Below are 15440 nucleotides of genomic sequence, written 5' to 3' on the forward strand. Positions count from 1 at the left end.
TTTACTGGAATGGAGTAAAGAGATGTCTGATATGCCTACTTCAAATAACGACCTTATTTATCGGGTGGAAGATAAACCACCCTTTGACCAATGCATCGTGGGGGCGATTACCCATTTACTGGCTATTTTTGTGCCGATGGTGGCCCCGGCATTAATTGTCGGCACCGCGCTGGGGTTGCCGCCGGACGTCACGGCCTATCTGGTTTCGATGGCCATGATTGCCTCAGGAATTGGCACTTGGCTGCAGGTGAATCGCTATGGCCGCGTAGGCTCCGGCTTATTGTCCATTCAATCGGTCAACTTTTCCTTTGTGACGGTGATGATCGCCTTGGGCAGCACGATGAAAGCCGATGGCATGCATGTGGAAGCGATCATGTCCACTCTGCTGGGCATCTCTTTTGTTGGGGCATTCCTGGTGGTGGGCTCCTCGTTTATTCTGCCCTATCTGAAACGGGTGATCACGCCCACCGTGAGCGGCATCGTGGTGCTGATGATTGGCCTGAGCCTGATCAAAGTGGGCATTATCGATTTTGGCGGCGGTTATTCAGCGAAAAGCAGCGGCACCTTTGGCAACTACGAAAATATCGGTATCGGCCTGTTGGTGCTGTTGGTGGTGATCGGGTTTAACTGTTGCCAGAACGCATTATTGCGCATGGGGGGCATCGCCATCGGCTTGATTGTCGGTTATGTCGTGGCCTTGTGCCTGGGCATGGTGGATTTCTCGGTGATGCAAAACCTGCCGGTAATGACCGTTCCCGTTCCCTTTAAATACGGTTTCTCTTTCGATCTGCATGCCTTCCTGGTGGCTGGCGTCATCTATCTGCTCAGCGTGTTGGAGGCTGTCGGCAGTATCACCGCGACCGCAATAGTGTCCGAGCAGCCCATCAAAGGGGATGAATATACCGCACGCCTGAGCGGTGGAGTGCTGGCCGATGGGCTGGTATCGGTGATTGCCGCCATGCTGGGCTCGTTACCACTGACGACATTTTCCCAGAATAACGGCGTGATCCAGATGACCGGTGTCGCCTCGCGTCATATCGGCAAATATATCGCCGTGATCCTGATGGTGCTGGGGCTGTTCCCCGTCATTGGCCGCTTCTTTACTACTATCCCGGCGCCAGTGCTGGGGGGAGCGATGACGCTGATGTTCTCGATGATCGCCATCGCCGGGATACGCATCATTATCTCCGACGGCTTAAACCGTCGCGAAACCATCATCGTCGCCACATCGCTGGGGCTAGGCCTTGGCGTCTCTTACGATCCGGAAGTGTTTCGTATTTTGCCCGAGTCGATTTATGTGCTGGTGGAAAACCCGATCTGCGCCGGTGGGCTCACGGCCATTTTCCTCAATTTGCTGATACCGCAGAACCAGCGTGAGAAACCTGGCGTCCAGGAGGACGAGTTCGAAGGGGTTCCAGCGGAAAAAAACACCGATTGAGATTTGCTGATAAAGGTTACGCAGGGGCGCTGCATGCTGCGCCCGCCTGGCAACATCCGTTTTATGGTGATAAGGAATTTGAGTATGGAGCGTGAACAATCAATCAAGGCCGTGCGGGGCAGTTTTCTCGATATCACCCGCACCGTACAGCACCCGGAAGAAATCGAGGGTCATCTGCGCTTTATTAAAGACGGGCTACTGATCATTCGTGATGGCCGGGTGGAGTGGTTTGGCAACTGGGAAGAGGGACACCACCAGATCCCCGACAGCATCCGGGTGCGTGATTACAGCGGTAAAATGATCGTGCCAGGGTTTGTCGACACCCATATTCATTATCCGCAATGTGAAATGGTGGGAGCCTATGGCGAACAGCTGCTGGACTGGCTGAACAAGCACACCTTCCCGGCGGAGAAGCGCTATAACGATCTGGAGTACGCCCGCGAGATGTCGGCGTTTTTCATCAAGCAACTGCTGCGTAATGGCACCACCACCGCGCTGGTGTTCGGCACCGTACACCCCGAATCGGTAGAGGCGCTGTTTGAGTCGGCGCGTCATATCAATATGCGGATGATCGCCGGTAAGGTGATGATGGATCGCAACGCGCCCGATTACCTGCTGGATACCGCAGAAAGCAGCTATAGCCAAACCAAGGCGCTGATTGAGCGCTGGCATAACAATGGCCGCCTGTTGTATGCCATCACCCCGCGCTTTGCGCCGACTTCCTCGCCGGAACAGCTGGAGATGGTGCAACGCCTGCGCCAGGAATATCCGGATGTTTACCTGCACACCCACCTGTCGGAAAACAAGGATGAAGTGGCTTGGGTGAAAGCCCTGTATCCAGAGCACAAAAATTATATCGATGTTTACCATCACTACGGCATGACCGGCAGAAAAAGCGTGTTTGCCCACTGTGTGCACTTGGAAGACGCCGAATGGGATTGCCTGCACCAGACCCAATCCTCCATCGCCTTTTGCCCGACCTCCAACCTGTATCTCGGCAGCGGCCTGTTTAATTTGCCCAACGCCTGGCGGAAAAAGGTGCGGGTGGGGATGGGCACCGACATCGGTGCGGGCACCACCTTCAACATGCTGCAAACGCTGAATGAGGCTTACAAAATCATGCAGCTGCAGGGTTACCGGCTCTCGGCGTATGAGGCGTTCTATCTGGCGACGTTGGGCGGAGCCGATGCTCTGGGGCTGGCGGACACCATTGGTAACTTCAACCTGGGGAAAGAGGCGGACTTTGTGGTGCTGGAGCCGACGGCCACGCCGCTGCAACAGCTGCGCTACGACAATTCAAAAACCTTGATGGATAAGCTGTTTGTCATGATGACGCTAGGGGATGACCGGTCGATCTATCGCACCTATGTCGATGGCCGGCTGGTGTATGAACGTACTTAACCAACCGCACTGCAATTTGCCAGGATTGGCGTTACCCCAAGCGAGTGCCGTAGCGGCAAGCCAGCGGGGTAGGTGAGTGTAAACCTTCAGAGGGCATTGATATGTCTAATAATTTATCGCAGGCGACGTCAGCAAAAGCGGCCAGCTCGCTAGACAGCTATTTTAAGATTAGCGAGCGGGGCAGCAGCGTACGGCAGGAAGTGTTGGCAGGGTTGACCACCTTTTTGGCAATGGTCTATTCGGTGATCGTGGTGCCTGGTATGTTGGGCAAGGCGGGTTTCCCTCCTGCGGCGGTGTTTGTCGCTACTTGTCTGGTTGCCGGTGTGGGGTCACTGGTGATGGGCCTGTGGGCTAACTTACCAATGGCTATTGGCTGCGCCATTTCCTTGACGGCGTTTACCGCTTTCAGCCTGGTGCTTGGCCAGCACATCAGCATACCCGTCGCCCTGGGGGCTATTTTCCTGATGGGGCTGATATTCACTGCCATTTCGGTAACTGGAGTGCGTTCATGGATCTTGCGAAACCTGCCGATGGGTATAGCGCATGGCACCGGGATTGGTATCGGTCTGTTCCTGCTGCTGATCGCTGCCAACGGCGTCGGCATGGTGATCAAGAACCCGCTGGACGGCTTGCCAGTGGCGCTGGGGTCGTTTGTGTCTTTCCCGGTGATGATGTCTTTGCTCGGTCTGGCGATGATCCTTGGGCTGGAGAAACTGCGCGTACCAGGCGGGATCTTATTGGTGATCATTGGTATTTCCCTGGTCGGCCTGATCTTTGACCCGAACGTAAGATATCAGGGGTTGTTTGCGCTGCCGAGCTTGTCTGGGCCGGACGGTAGCTCGCTGATTTTTAGCCTGGATATCAAAGGGGCGTTGAACCCGGCGGTACTGCCCAGCGTATTGGCGTTGGTCATGACGGCGGTATTTGATGCTACCGGCACCATCCGGGCGGTAGCCGGGCAGGCTAACCTGCTGGATAAGGATGGGCAGATTATCAACGGTGGCCGGGCATTAACCGCCGACTCCATGAGCAGCATGTTCTCTGCGCTGGTTGGGGCCTCACCGGCTGCGGTGTATATCGAGTCCGCCGCGGGAACGGCTGCTGGCGGTAAAACCGGCATGACGGCGGCGGTTGTGGGAGTACTGTTCTTGCTGATCCTGTTCTTGTCACCGCTGTCTTATCTGGTCCCCGGCTATGCGACGGCACCGGCGCTGATGTATGTGGGCCTGCTGATGCTGAGCAACGTGGCCAAGCTGGACTTTGACGACTTTGTCGATGCCATGTCCGGCCTGGTGTGCGCGGTATTTATCGTGCTGACCTGTAACATTGTCACCGGCATCATGCTGGGCTTCAGCACGTTGGTGATTGGCCGCGTGTTCTCTAACGAGTGGCGTAAGCTGAATATTGGTACGGTGATAATCGCAGTGGCGCTAGTGGCATTCTATGCTGGCGGCTGGGCGATTTGATGGGGTAACCGAGCAGATTGCTGACCAACTTGCACTCGATGCTAAAGGTAGGGGCGCTGCATGCTGCGCTCCTACACAGTTCAATACATCAATTCGGTTCGAATGTGTCTATGAACACCCTGATGGATTACAGATAAGAACAAGGCTGGCAGGTGGTAATCTAAGTTTTTTATTTAAATCAATAAGTTGAGCTTTTTTTATTTGAATGGCTTACTGTTTCCTCTGATGATCCTGAATAATATCGTTGATAAATTATCTGCTGCGGGGAGTACGGCCAAACCGGAGAGACTGCTCCGTGAATTGGCCAGACGCGCGCCGCAGCATGAGGAGGAATTGATGACTATTGCAGAATATCTCGAGCAAAAAGGTTTCGATAAAGGTATAGAGAAAGGTATAGAGAAAGGTATTGAGGAAGGGCGAAAGGAAGGGCGAGAGGCCATCTTGAAGATAGCGCTCTCCATGCTGGCTAAGGGCTTCGATCACGCCATAGTCATACAGCTGACCGGCCTTTCAGAAGAAGAGCTGGCGCAAATCCACCACTAGCGTTTACCCGCGTTTCTCAACTCGGCATCTCCTCATCCAGCTGCTGTGCCTGTTCCACCGCCTTGACGATCGAGGTATAGCCGGTGCAGCGGCATAAATTCCCGGCCAGGCCGCGGCGGATCTCCTGCTCGGTGAGGCGGTGGCCGCGAAAGCGTTCCACCATTGAGGTACTGGTCATCACCAACCCCGGCGTACAAAAACCACATTGCACCGCCCCCACATTCACATAAGCCTGCTGTACGGCAGACAGTTTGCCCTGTTTCACCTCGCCCTCGGTGGTGCGGATGGTTTTGCCATCGGCCCAGAGCGCCAGATAAATGCAGGTATCGGTAGCCACATCGTCGATCAGTACGGTACAGGCACCACACTCGCCCACACTACACCCTTGTTTGACGCTGTTAAGCCCTTGTTGACGCAGTAACGCCATCAGCGACAGGCGGGGATCGACCTCGAACTGATAGGGGCGGCCATTGATGGTGCAATTGATCAACATGATAACTCTCCTCCAGCACGTTGGGCCGCCTGGGCCAGCACGCGCTCTGCCAGCGTACGGATGATTTGCATACGGAACTCTTTGCTGGCGCGCCAGGATGAACGTGGCAGCACGTCACGTATGACCGCCTCACGCACGGCGGCGAGCGTTTGCGCATTGAATGGCTGACCCAGAGCTGCGGCCTCGGCATGGGGGGCGCGGATCGGCGTTGGGGCCGCTACGCCAAAGGCGATTTTCACCGCGCTAAAGTGGCCATTTTCAATTTTGCAGGCCGCAGCGCAGCCGATGGTGGCAATATCCATCGCACCACGCATGGCGTATTTGTAATAGTTGGCACCAAAGTGCTGATAGTGCTGGGGCCTGAACAGCAACGCTACGGCGACCTCATTTTGCCCCAGCGCGACTTTGCCTGGGCCGGTGTGGAATCCCTGGATCGGCGTGCGGCGTAACCCTGTGGGGGTAGCGATTTCCAGCTCGGCTTCCATCACCACACAGGGTGAGGCGGAGTCCGCACTGGTGGCACCGTTGCAGATATTCCCGCCCAGCGTGGCCATATTCCGCACCTGTGGCCCGGCGATCGTCGCGGCTGCCTCTGCCAGGATCGGAATATGGCGTTGCACCAACGGTGAGTCGATAATCTGGCTAAAGGTGGTGCCACTGCCGATACGCAGCGTGCCATCCGGCAGTTGCATGATGCCGTTCAGCTCGTTCAGGCCGTGAATATCCACCAAATGGCGGTATTTGCCGTTCATATGATGGAGCTGGATCAGCACGTCGGTACCGCCAGCAATCAGCCGGGCCTGCGGATCGGCGGCTAATTGCCGCACGGCATCGTCTATGCTGGTCGCCCGATAATAGTGTGCAATATCGTACATAGTGTTCTCCAGTTACTCGATCAGGCCCGCCTGCGAAAAGTAGCGATACAGCGTTTTGGGCGTCAGCGGTAACTCATCTATCTTCACGCCGGTTGCCATCCAGATGGCGTTACGGATCGCCGGGGCGGGAGAGATCAGCGGCGGTTCACCCAGCGCCTTGTGCCCATAGGCAGATTGCGGCTCATAGGTTTCGACAAACGCACAGTCCAACTCTGGCAGATCGAGAATGGTAGGGAACTTGTAATCCAGCAGATTGTTATTGCGCACGATGCCGCTTTGCTCGTCGATGATCATCTCTTCGAACAGCGTCCAGCCGATGCCCATCCCCATGCCGCCATGCACCTGTCCCTCGGCCAGCAGTGGGTTAAGGATCTGGCCGGAATCGTGCAGATTAATGATCTTGTTGATGGTGACCTTACACAGCTCAATATCGACGGTGAGGTCAACAAAGGTGCAGCCAAAGGCGGGTGGATTGCTGCGGGTTTTACAGGAAACTTCGGCCATAATCTGCCCGCCGACCTCCTGATCGTAATGGGCGCTCATGGAGACCTCTTGCACCGAGCACAACACTTTTTCCGGCATCTCCTTCAGCACCACCTCGCCGTTGATCACATCTAGCGCCCATTCGGGCTGGTTGCACATATAGGCTGCATGGGTCAGGATCTTGGCGCGTAGTTCGGTAGCGGCCTGGCGGATGGCTGGGGCTGCGACATAGCTTTGCCGCGAGGCGAAGGCACCGGGATCGTAGGCGGTAATATCGGTGTCTTGGGTGGAGATAACGTAGAGGGAAGAGAAGGGCACGCCGATGGTTTGCGCTGCCATTTGTGCAAACACGGTATCCGATCCCTGGCCAATTTCCGTCGCGCCGACTTGCAGATGGATGGTGCCGTCCTGGTTCAGTAACAACCGGGCACTGGCAATCTCGACGCCAACTGGATAGGTATTGGACGCATAGCTCAGGCAGGCCACGCCAACGCCGCGGCGGATGGGGCCACTTTGGTTCAGGCAGGCGGCACGACGGGCATCCCAGTCAAACAATTCCCGGCCTTTTTGCAGGCATTCGATAATCCCGGCGCTCTTGATTTCTTTATGATTGAGTGGGTTGAGATCTCCTTGGCGGGCGACGTTTTTGAGCCGCAGTTCCAGCGGATCCATCCCCAGTTGGGCGGCGGCTTCGTCAATCATGCATTCCAGGGCAAAGGTCACCTGTGGTGCACCGTAGCCGCGCATGGCTCCGGCGTTCGGCAGGTTGGAGTAAAAGGTGGTGGCTTTGTAGCCGAAGGCGATACGCGGATACAAATAGGCGATTTTATTGGCCCCGGCGGAGGCAATGGAATGGCCGTGAGAAGCATACCCTCCGGTATTGGAGAGCACCTCCAGGCTATAGGTTTGCAGGATGCCGTCGCGGTTAATGCCCATCTTACCGCTGATGGCGAACGAGTGGCGGGTGCGTGACGCCAAAAAGCACTCTTCGCGGCTCAGTTCAACCTTGACCGGCACGCCGCCGAGTTTCCAGGTCAGGAATGCGGCCATCGGCTCTTCCAATACGTCCTGCTTATTGCCGAACCCGCCGCCGATATAGGGTTTGATCACCCTGATGGATGACCATGGCCGATCCAGCGCCTGGCCTACCACACGGCGTACCAGATGGGGAATTTGGGTGCTTGAGACGATCACGATGCGATCCATCTCGTCCATGTAAGCGTAAGAAATCACCCCTTCCAGATGACAATGTTGCACTACCTGCGTGCTGTAGTTGCCTTCGATCACGACCTCTGACGCAGCCAATACTGCCACGGGATCGCCGCCGTTGAGCTGGTGCTGTTTCAGTAAATTGCTTTTACCGCCGTGTAACAGCGGCGCATCGGCTGCCAGCGCGGTTTTTGCTGTGGTCATCACTGGCAGTTCCTGATATTCCACTTCAACCAGCATGGCGGCTTTCTCTGCCGTTAACACGTCGCAGGCGACCACGATCGCCACGCCATCGCCGTGATGGCGTACATGCTGGGTCAGCAACTGTTTATCCGCTACGTCACGCTTATTGGCATCCAGCGACCAGGCGTGGCCGGCAGTCGGAAAACCATGCTGCGGCACATCCTGATAAGTGAATATGGCTTCCACCCCTGGCAGTTGCAGGGCTTTGCTGGTGTCGATACGCGTAACCAGGCCATGGGCAATTGGGCTACGGACATATTTGGCATGGCGCATACCGGGCATGGTCATATCGTCGGTATAACGCGCCCGGCCGGTGACTTTGGCTTGTGCATCGACGCGTTCGGGCGAAGTTCCTACAGGCATCTTGCTCTCCTCGGTGAGAGAAAAAGTCGCGATAGCCAACAGCAGCAACTTACAGGCCATAATGGGTTGAAAAATCAGCCGGATGTGAGATTTGTGAGTTGAATCTGGTTTATGGCGGGGGTGTGATAGTTTTTTGGTGGTCAAAGAGGGGGGAGGACGCACCAATGACGGCATAGCAAAGACGATGTACGACGATAATTTATCATATTGATAAGGATAAGATTATCAGGTTGATACTAGCTATACCGAAACCAGCCCACTCTCGAAGAGGGGGCATCAGAATGAGCGCAAAAAAATTGCCCTTGAAGAGATCAGGGCAATTTTCGTTGCGGGATGGCCAACGCTAACTCAATGGCAAGGCTACTTTTTCTTGTAGACTTCCGCCGTACCATGAACTTTGTTATCCGTGTTAGCCGAGGTCAACACATAGATATCCCCACCTTTTTCATCCGCTTTTTTTGAAAGCTCCTCTTTTGCATCAGATTGAGAGGTTTCGCCAGAGGTGGAAATACTGCCGACGTTAACATATTGATCTTTCACCTTTTCGAAATCTACTTTTGCCATCAATTCTGCGGCGACTGAACTGAAGGCGAGTGTGCTTGCGAAAAGAGCCAGTATCAGTTTCTTCATAGTGTGTTTCCTTGTGACTAGTTGAGTGCATGATTTCAAATAAAACCGCATTAATGCGAGGGATTAAAAGTGGTTATGATCAGGCTAAAGCAACTGCATAAGGTACTTTTCAGGTGAAAGGCTTCAATTGTAAAGTCCCTGCCACCCAGTATAGACGAATAATTGACGAGAGCTCCAAATCGGTCTTGACGTGAGGGGAGGTAAAACAGCCTCTGCAGCGTACACCACCCAACTTGGGCGGCGGCAGGGTTTAGAAGTGAGCAGTGCAACTATCGGGGAGGAACAACCCGATGCTGAAAACATTATTTTTAAGTTTAAATGAATAAATAAGAGGTCCACATAATATCCGTTGGATGCTTTAATTTATTTTCAAGGTAAAATACTTTCTCCAGTGTTGAGCAGTAAGCCTGAAAGTCAGGCAAATCATAGAGATGTGGTGAGTATAAGTAAGTTTATATTTATACGTGTTACTTGACTCGCTAATAAATAATGTGTTGCATGTTAAATTGCGCTGGGTTAATAATGATTTCGAACCAGGTTGTTTTATATTAATTAATAAAGGAGCTGTTTATGAGAGTTATTGATAATGCTATGCTTGATCAAATTTCTGGCGGTCGAGGGAATAATGGTGGTGATCGGTCGGATAACGGCGGTCGCAATAACAACAAGGGAAGAGGCGCGTCCACTAACTATGGCGGGCAGGCCAATGGCTTTGTCGGCAATTCATCTCCCGGTATGGATGCCAATTGTGTCGGTAGTCTTGCCTCTGGCGCTTTCGCGGGGGCGATTGGCGGTTCGCGAGGTGGCCTTGGCGGTGCAGCTGCAGGCGCTGCTCTCGGTGCCTTGGGCGGGATTAATGGTTGCGTCAATACAGGTAATGGCGGTGGTGGCGGAACGGGTAGCAATAGCAATTGTGGTGGGAGTTCAGGTAACAGCTGTAGCAGGTAATGTGATTCATGGCTAAAAACTAATACCAGCATGTTACCTATCGCATCACCTACACAGAGGGTTATACAATGATGATTAAATCAAATTTTTTATATAGCATATGGATTTTTGTTCTTGTATTATTCATTATTAACCCTCTGTTTTATTGCGTTGGCATTTTAGCTGTTTCTGTCATCGAACTCCCTTCATGGCTTACCAAGACAATTCTTGTATTCGTTATACCTTTAGGTTGCTACCGTTTGATCGATCTGGTTTACAACGCGGTGTGTAAGATAGTGACCAGAATATCGAAAGAAAAATGATAGCCAGCCTAATCAAGGAAAAATATTGGCCCCATAGCGGTTAATCAGTTTGGGGCCAATCTTGCCGTTTTTTTGATGGTTAAATGGCAGTCATACCGCACCTTGCGTTGTATGCCATTGAGGTAGCGAGTCGCTACCGTCGTTCACCTCCACTGTCAGCATTAATTCCCCGCGCCGCAGCTGAATGCGCAGACCTCCGCTATACCGGCTGACATGCATATCGGTTATTGGCTGCCGATCGTCAAAATCCCATACGCCAATAAACTCCGCCTGCGGCTGATGGCTGCGTAATGTCAGATAACTCAGATCTGTCACTGCCGGGTTGGCCGGAGCATAGCCTTGCCACAGCAGCGCATCGCCATGTAGCCACAACGGTGTTGAAGGGGCTGGCCGAGTTCAACCAGCCCCAAATCTACCTACAGCTTCACAATCTGCACCAGATTGGTGTGTTGCGGGTTGCCCTTGGCCAGTGGGGAAGGGCGATGGTGGGTCAGAATATTCACGCTGCCGCCGTGATCGACCTTATCACCAAACATATCCGCCGCCAGCCAGGCACCTTGGCCCATCGCGGTGACGCCGGGCATAATGCGTGGCGTTACCTTCGCCTGGATCTGCGTCTCGCCTCGGCCGTTAAAGACCTTCACCCGATCGCCGTTCTTGATACCTCGCGCCTGCGCATCCAGCGTGTTGATCCACACCTCCTGCGGGCAAGCCTGCTGCAATACGTCGATATTACCGTAGCTGGAATGGGTTCTGGCCTTGTAGTGGTAACCAAACAGCTGTAGCGGATATTGGCTGCTCAGCGGATCTTCCCAACCTTCGAACCCGGCGGCATAGACCGGTAACGGATGGATCACATCTTCTGGCGCCAACTCCCAGGTGGCAGCGATCTCCGCCAGCCGTTCGGAATAAATTTCAATCTTGCCCGATGGCGTCTTCAGCGGGTTGGCCTGCGGATCTTCTCTGAACTCCTTGAAGGCCACCACGTGCTCTTCCGGGCATTTGCGCTTATAAATACCAGCGCTTTTCATCTCTTGATAGCTTGGCATCTCCGGGTTGCGTTCGCGGGTTTTCTCACACAGGTATTCGATCCACTGTTGCTGGTTGCGCCCCTCGGTGAAGGTCGCTTCGGCCTGTGGCCCAACCCGTTTGGCCACCTCGGAAAGGATCTCGTAAATCGGGCGGCGTTCAAACTTGCGCGTGGTGGCCGGCTGGCCCAGGATCACGTAGCCCATATTGCCTGCGGACTCATGAGAAATCAGGTCTTCCTGCTCGGTTGGCATCAGATCGGGCAGCAGGATGTCGCAGTATTTGGCCGACGAGGTCATAAAGTGCTCGATGCCGACGATCATTTCACACTTGCTGTCGTCTTGCAGGATCTGGTGGGTACGGCTGATATCGCCATGCTGGTTGATCAGCGTATTGCTGGCATAGCACCAGATAAACTTGATCGGTACGTCCAGCTTGTCTTTGCCACGGATGCCATCACGTTTGGCGGTCATTTCCGGGCCGCGCATGATGGCGTCGGTCCAGGTAAACACCGAAATCTTGGTCTGTACCGGGTTGGTCAGCATGTCGAACCATTCCACGCCCAGATCGAAGCTACCTTCGCGGCAGCCGGTATTACCGCCGTTGATACCGACGTTACCGGTCAGGATCGGTAACATGGCTATGGCCCTGGCGGTTTGTTCACCGTTGGCGTGACGCTGTGGCCCCCAGCCCTGGCAGATATAGGCCGGTTTGGTCATGCCGATTTCGCGGGCCAGTTGGATAATGGTGTTGACCGGTATCCCGGTGATACGAGCCGCCCACTCTGGCGTTTTGGCGATGCCATCGTCACCCTGGCCGAGGATATAGGCTTTGTAATGGCCGTTTTTTGGCGCGCTGCTGGGTAGGGTGGTTTCATCATAGCCTACGCAGTATTTATCCAGGAACGGCTGGTCCACCAGGTTTTCGCTGATCAACACGTGGGCGATGCCTGCAACCAACGCAGCATCGGTGCCCGGGCGGATCGGTACCCATTGATCTTCACGGCCACCAGCAGTATCGGTATAGCGCGGATCGATGATAATCATCTTGGCGTTAGAAATTGCCCTGGCTTGTTCCAGATAGTAGGTCACGCCACCACCGCTCATGCGGGTTTCCGCCGGATTGTTGCCAAACAGCACCACCAGCTTGCTGTTGGCGATATCATCCGGGCTGTTGCCCTGCTGTGCGCCGTACAGATAGGGCATGGCGGCGGTGATCTGCGCGGTGCTGTAGCTGCCATAGCGGCTGAGGAAGCCGCCACAGGAGTTCATCAGGCGATAAGGCACGTTGGAGTTGGTGATATTGCCGCCGTCGACCCCGGTACCGTACAGCACGTGCACCGCTTCATTACCGTATTGTGCCAGGGTGTGCTTCAACTGGCCGCTGATGGTATCTAGCGCCTCTTCCCAACTGATGCGTTTGAATTTGCCTTCGCCGCGTTTGCCGACGCGTTTCATCGGGTATTTCAGACGGTCCGGGTGGTTCATACGGCGGCGGATAGAGCGCCCGCGCAGGCAGGCTCGCACCTGATGGTTGCCATATTGATCGTTACCGGTGTTGTCGGTTTCCACCCAGTAGACTTCGTCATCCCGCACGTGCAGGCGCAGCGCACAGCGGCTGCCGCAGTTTACTGTGCAAGAACTCCAGACCACCTTGTCTTCCGGCAGTTGGGCATTTGGCAGCGGCTCGGCGGCAGCGATTTTACGGAAGGGCAACACCAGCCCCGAAGTGGCGGCCAGTAAACAGCCGGTAGCCGAGCCGGTTTTGATTAGCTTACGACGGCTGAACGGGTGATGAAGCAGGTCCGGGTTGTTGTTATCGTTCATGATAGTGCTCCCTGTGCTGGCCTATTTCGGTGCCGATAACGCCTGATGTCTGGTTTGCTATTAACCTATGATGTCTCTTGGCAAGACGTTTTAAGTCAGGCAACGGTGGCGTGAACTATTAAAAGTGCTAACCTGTAGCGAATAAAACCGTCTGCATTAATGAATTTGCATTGGTAATATTCGCCATGCAAAGTTATCTCTCAGCTTGATAATTAGATTACCTCTTAATAAGTATACTCGTGCGCGGGGCAGATGAAGTTTGCTTGAGGTCAAGTTTTAGCTTTTCGCAAGCGAATAAAGCGGGCTGGTTGTTTCTTTTCACAGCGGCAAGCGTTGTGTTGAGGCCGGTGTCTCAATCTATAGCATATTTGGTTGGCAGGATTAAGGGATGTTGGTGAATTAAATCCAGCGTCGATACAATATTGTTATGGCCTCGTGCAACATAAGCCCCCCGTTACGCGCGTGTTAGAGGGATTAGCAAAGTCATTCATTGCTTAATCCCCGATGTATTGCATGATGACCAATCCCCGCCAGCCGTCACAGTGGTAGGAAAATCGGGTAAAATTTCGACATCCTGCAACACCATTACCAAGCACGGCCCCGCTGATGACTCTGCAATAAAATTATAAACTAAAACGGCATATTACGTGTTTTCCTGCCCCGGGCTTTTCTATACTCATCACGCTTGATTGTGTCGTAAAGCTTATGCTGAGGCAGGGGGGGATATTAATTGTTACAAAACGATGCAGGTGAATACATTATTATTCTTGTTGTTTGGTTGGTGGCTTATTTAACGGGGTTAGGATTTTTATTTAAAAGGTAATGAGAGTTATTGTTATTTAAATACGTGCGCGAATAAATCTAGCCAGATAAATATGCAAGAAAAATATTTTTTGCTGAAGCGATTTTTCTCATGTTACGCAAATATTAACTGTTACCTCAGCAAAGGTTGATAAAGATCAACTCAGGATAGCCAGAAAATAACAATATATTAACCACCCGCATACTGTGTTTACGGGCTTGCATGTCAGTCATCAACAGGGGATAGATAATAATGATAAGGGAAAATCAAACATTTTTCCGGGATGGCGTGAATCGCCGCGATTTTATGAAGTTATGTGCGGCATTGGCCGCCACCATGGGGCTCAGCACCAAAGCCGCCGCCGAAATAGCCCACTCGGTAGGTTCGCCACAGCGGCCACCGGTCATCTGGATCGGGGCTCAGGAATGTACCGGCTGTACGGAGTCCTTGTTACGGGCCACTCACCCAACGATCGAGAACCTGTTGCTTGACGTGGTTTCCATGGAATACCACGAAGTCCTCTCTGCTGCGTTCGGCGAACAGGCGGAAGAAAACAAGCACCGCGCGATTGAGCAATACAAAGGGAAATACGTGCTGGTGGTCGACGGCTCCATTCCGATGAAGGATGGCGGCGTCTACTGCATGGTGGCCGGTAAGCCGATCGTTGAGCATATCCGTAATGCGGCAGAGCACGCCGCTGCGGTGATCGCCATCGGCTCCTGTGCTGCCTGGGGCGGCGTCGCGGCCAGCGGACCTAACCCGACTGGCGCAGTCAGCCTGCAGGATATTTTACCCGGCAAAACCGTAATCAACATTCCCGGCTGCCCACCTAACCCGCACAACTTCCTGGCGACGGTGGCCCATATCATCACCTATCAACGGCCACCGGCGCTGGATGCTAAAAATCGCCCTGAGTTCGCCTATGCCCGTCTGATCCATGAAAACTGCGAGCGCCGTCCGCACTTTGACGCCGGGCGTTTTGCCAAACAGTTTGGTGATGACGGCCATCGGCAGGGCTGGTGCCTGTATCACCTTGGTTGCAAGGGGCCAGAAACCTACGGCAACTGCTCAACGCTGGAGTTCTGCGACGTGGGCGGTGGCATCTGGCCGGTCGGGATCGGCCACCCCTGCTACGGCTGTAACGAGGAGGGTATCGGCTTTACCAAAGGGATCGCCCAGTTGGCTAGCGTCGAAAATCCTACCCCACGAAACGCCAAACCCGAAGTGGGTATCGTCGAAGGCGGGCATGTCAGCCCAACGGCGATGGGATTGCTTGGCGGTGTCGTCGGCCTGGTTGCCGGGGTCAGCCTGATGGCGGTGAAAGAGCTGGGGCGGCAGCAAAAAACGCAGCGTAAAGACGACGAGCAGCCGCCAAGCAAGGAGTAAGCC

General features: G+C 54.0%; 12 protein-coding genes. 6 read left to right on the plus strand and 6 right to left on the minus strand.

Features of this window, described 5'->3' with window-relative positions; translation table 11 throughout:
* Window positions 1-22: 22 nt before the first annotated feature.
* The 4 genes from D9980_RS04460 (at window position 23) to D9980_RS04475 (ending at window position 4848) form a co-directional block, all read left to right on the plus strand.
* Window positions 23-1438: a nucleobase:cation symporter-2 family protein gene (locus D9980_RS04460; RefSeq protein WP_121606531.1), complete on the plus strand. Its 1416-nt coding sequence runs from the start codon at window positions 23-25 to the stop codon at window positions 1436-1438.
* 84 nt (window positions 1439-1522) lie between these two features.
* The gene (guaD, locus tag D9980_RS04465; RefSeq protein ID WP_121606532.1) at window positions 1523-2839 is read left to right on the plus strand and encodes a guanine deaminase; all 1317 of its coding nucleotides are present in this window, start codon (window positions 1523-1525) and stop codon (window positions 2837-2839) included.
* Between the two features lie 101 nt (window positions 2840-2940).
* Window positions 2941-4305, plus strand: coding sequence for an NCS2 family permease (locus tag D9980_RS04470; protein WP_024485730.1), 1365 nt, complete (start codon window positions 2941-2943; stop codon window positions 4303-4305).
* 336 nt (window positions 4306-4641) lie between these two features.
* Window positions 4642-4848 carry a hypothetical protein gene (locus D9980_RS04475; protein ID WP_162304233.1) on the plus strand — a complete coding sequence of 69 codons (207 nt, stop codon included), beginning with the start codon at window positions 4642-4644 and terminating at the stop codon, window positions 4846-4848.
* A gap of 16 nt (window positions 4849-4864) precedes the next feature.
* On the opposite strand, the gene xdhC is transcribed toward D9980_RS04475, so the two are convergent.
* From xdhC to yahO, 4 genes are all read right to left on the minus strand, one after another.
* A complete protein-coding gene (gene xdhC / locus D9980_RS04480; RefSeq protein ID WP_121606534.1) occupies window positions 4865-5341 on the minus strand; it encodes a xanthine dehydrogenase iron sulfur-binding subunit XdhC in 477 nt (158 codons plus the stop codon).
* Window positions 5335-6216 (minus strand): xanthine dehydrogenase FAD-binding subunit XdhB, encoded by an 882-nt coding sequence (xdhB, locus tag D9980_RS04485; protein WP_121606535.1) that lies wholly within the window; start codon window positions 6214-6216, stop codon window positions 5335-5337. The genes xdhC and xdhB overlap by 7 nt, the downstream gene beginning before the upstream one ends.
* A 12-nt stretch (window positions 6217-6228) precedes the next feature.
* Window positions 6229-8514 carry a xanthine dehydrogenase molybdenum-binding subunit XdhA gene (gene xdhA, locus D9980_RS04490; RefSeq protein ID WP_121606536.1) on the minus strand — a complete coding sequence of 762 codons (2286 nt, stop codon included), beginning with the start codon at window positions 8512-8514 and terminating at the stop codon, window positions 6229-6231.
* 360 nt (window positions 8515-8874) lie between these two features.
* Entirely contained in the window at window positions 8875-9144 is a 270-nt protein-coding gene (gene yahO, locus D9980_RS04495; RefSeq protein ID WP_037413937.1) for a DUF1471 family periplasmic protein YahO, read from the minus strand.
* 748 nt (window positions 9145-9892) lie between these two features.
* Between yahO and D9980_RS26630 the strand changes: the two genes are divergently transcribed.
* Window positions 9893-10108, plus strand: coding sequence for a hypothetical protein (locus tag D9980_RS26630; protein ID WP_162304234.1), 216 nt, complete (start codon window positions 9893-9895; stop codon window positions 10106-10108).
* A gap of 376 nt (window positions 10109-10484) precedes the next feature.
* On the opposite strand, the gene D9980_RS04505 is transcribed toward D9980_RS26630, so the two are convergent.
* Window positions 10485-10766 carry a hypothetical protein gene (locus D9980_RS04505; RefSeq protein WP_121606538.1) on the minus strand — a complete coding sequence of 94 codons (282 nt, stop codon included), beginning with the start codon at window positions 10764-10766 and terminating at the stop codon, window positions 10485-10487.
* 44 nt (window positions 10767-10810) lie between these two features.
* Entirely contained in the window at window positions 10811-13249 is a 2439-nt protein-coding gene (gene ynfF, locus D9980_RS04510) for a selenate/tellurate reductase subunit YnfF (protein WP_121606539.1), read from the minus strand.
* A 1054-nt stretch (window positions 13250-14303) separates the two neighbouring features.
* Here ynfF and hybO point away from each other — a divergent pair.
* A complete protein-coding gene (hybO, locus tag D9980_RS04515) occupies window positions 14304-15437 on the plus strand; it encodes a hydrogenase 2 small subunit (RefSeq protein ID WP_024487114.1) in 1134 nt (377 codons plus the stop codon).
* Window positions 15438-15440 lie beyond the last annotated feature (3 nt).

Origin of the sequence: Serratia sp. 3ACOL1, from assembly GCF_003668775.1 — a bacterium.
GTDB lineage: Bacteria > Pseudomonadota > Gammaproteobacteria > Enterobacterales > Enterobacteriaceae > Chania > Chania fonticola.

Excerpts from the sequence above, each read along its gene's own strand:
- D9980_RS04460 (WP_121606531.1), top strand. The coding sequence starts at position 23 with ATGTCTGATATGCCTACTTCAAATAACGACCTTATTTATCGGGTGGAA.
- guaD (WP_121606532.1), top strand. The coding sequence starts at position 1,523 with ATGGAGCGTGAACAATCAATCAAGGCCGTGCGGGGCAGTTTTCTCGAT.
- D9980_RS04470 (WP_024485730.1), top strand. The coding sequence starts at position 2,941 with ATGTCTAATAATTTATCGCAGGCGACGTCAGCAAAAGCGGCCAGCTCG.
- D9980_RS04475 (WP_162304233.1), top strand. The coding sequence starts at position 4,642 with ATGACTATTGCAGAATATCTCGAGCAAAAAGGTTTCGATAAAGGTATA.
- xdhC (WP_121606534.1), bottom strand. The coding sequence starts at position 5,341 with ATGTTGATCAATTGCACCATCAATGGCCGCCCCTATCAGTTCGAGGTC.
- xdhB (WP_121606535.1), bottom strand. The coding sequence starts at position 6,216 with ATGTACGATATTGCACACTATTATCGGGCGACCAGCATAGACGATGCC.
- xdhA (WP_121606536.1), bottom strand. The coding sequence starts at position 8,514 with ATGCCTGTAGGAACTTCGCCCGAACGCGTCGATGCACAAGCCAAAGTC.
- yahO (WP_037413937.1), bottom strand. The coding sequence starts at position 9,144 with ATGAAGAAACTGATACTGGCTCTTTTCGCAAGCACACTCGCCTTCAGT.
- ynfF (WP_121606539.1), bottom strand. The coding sequence starts at position 13,249 with ATGAACGATAACAACAACCCGGACCTGCTTCATCACCCGTTCAGCCGT.
- hybO (WP_024487114.1), top strand. The coding sequence starts at position 14,304 with ATGATAAGGGAAAATCAAACATTTTTCCGGGATGGCGTGAATCGCCGC.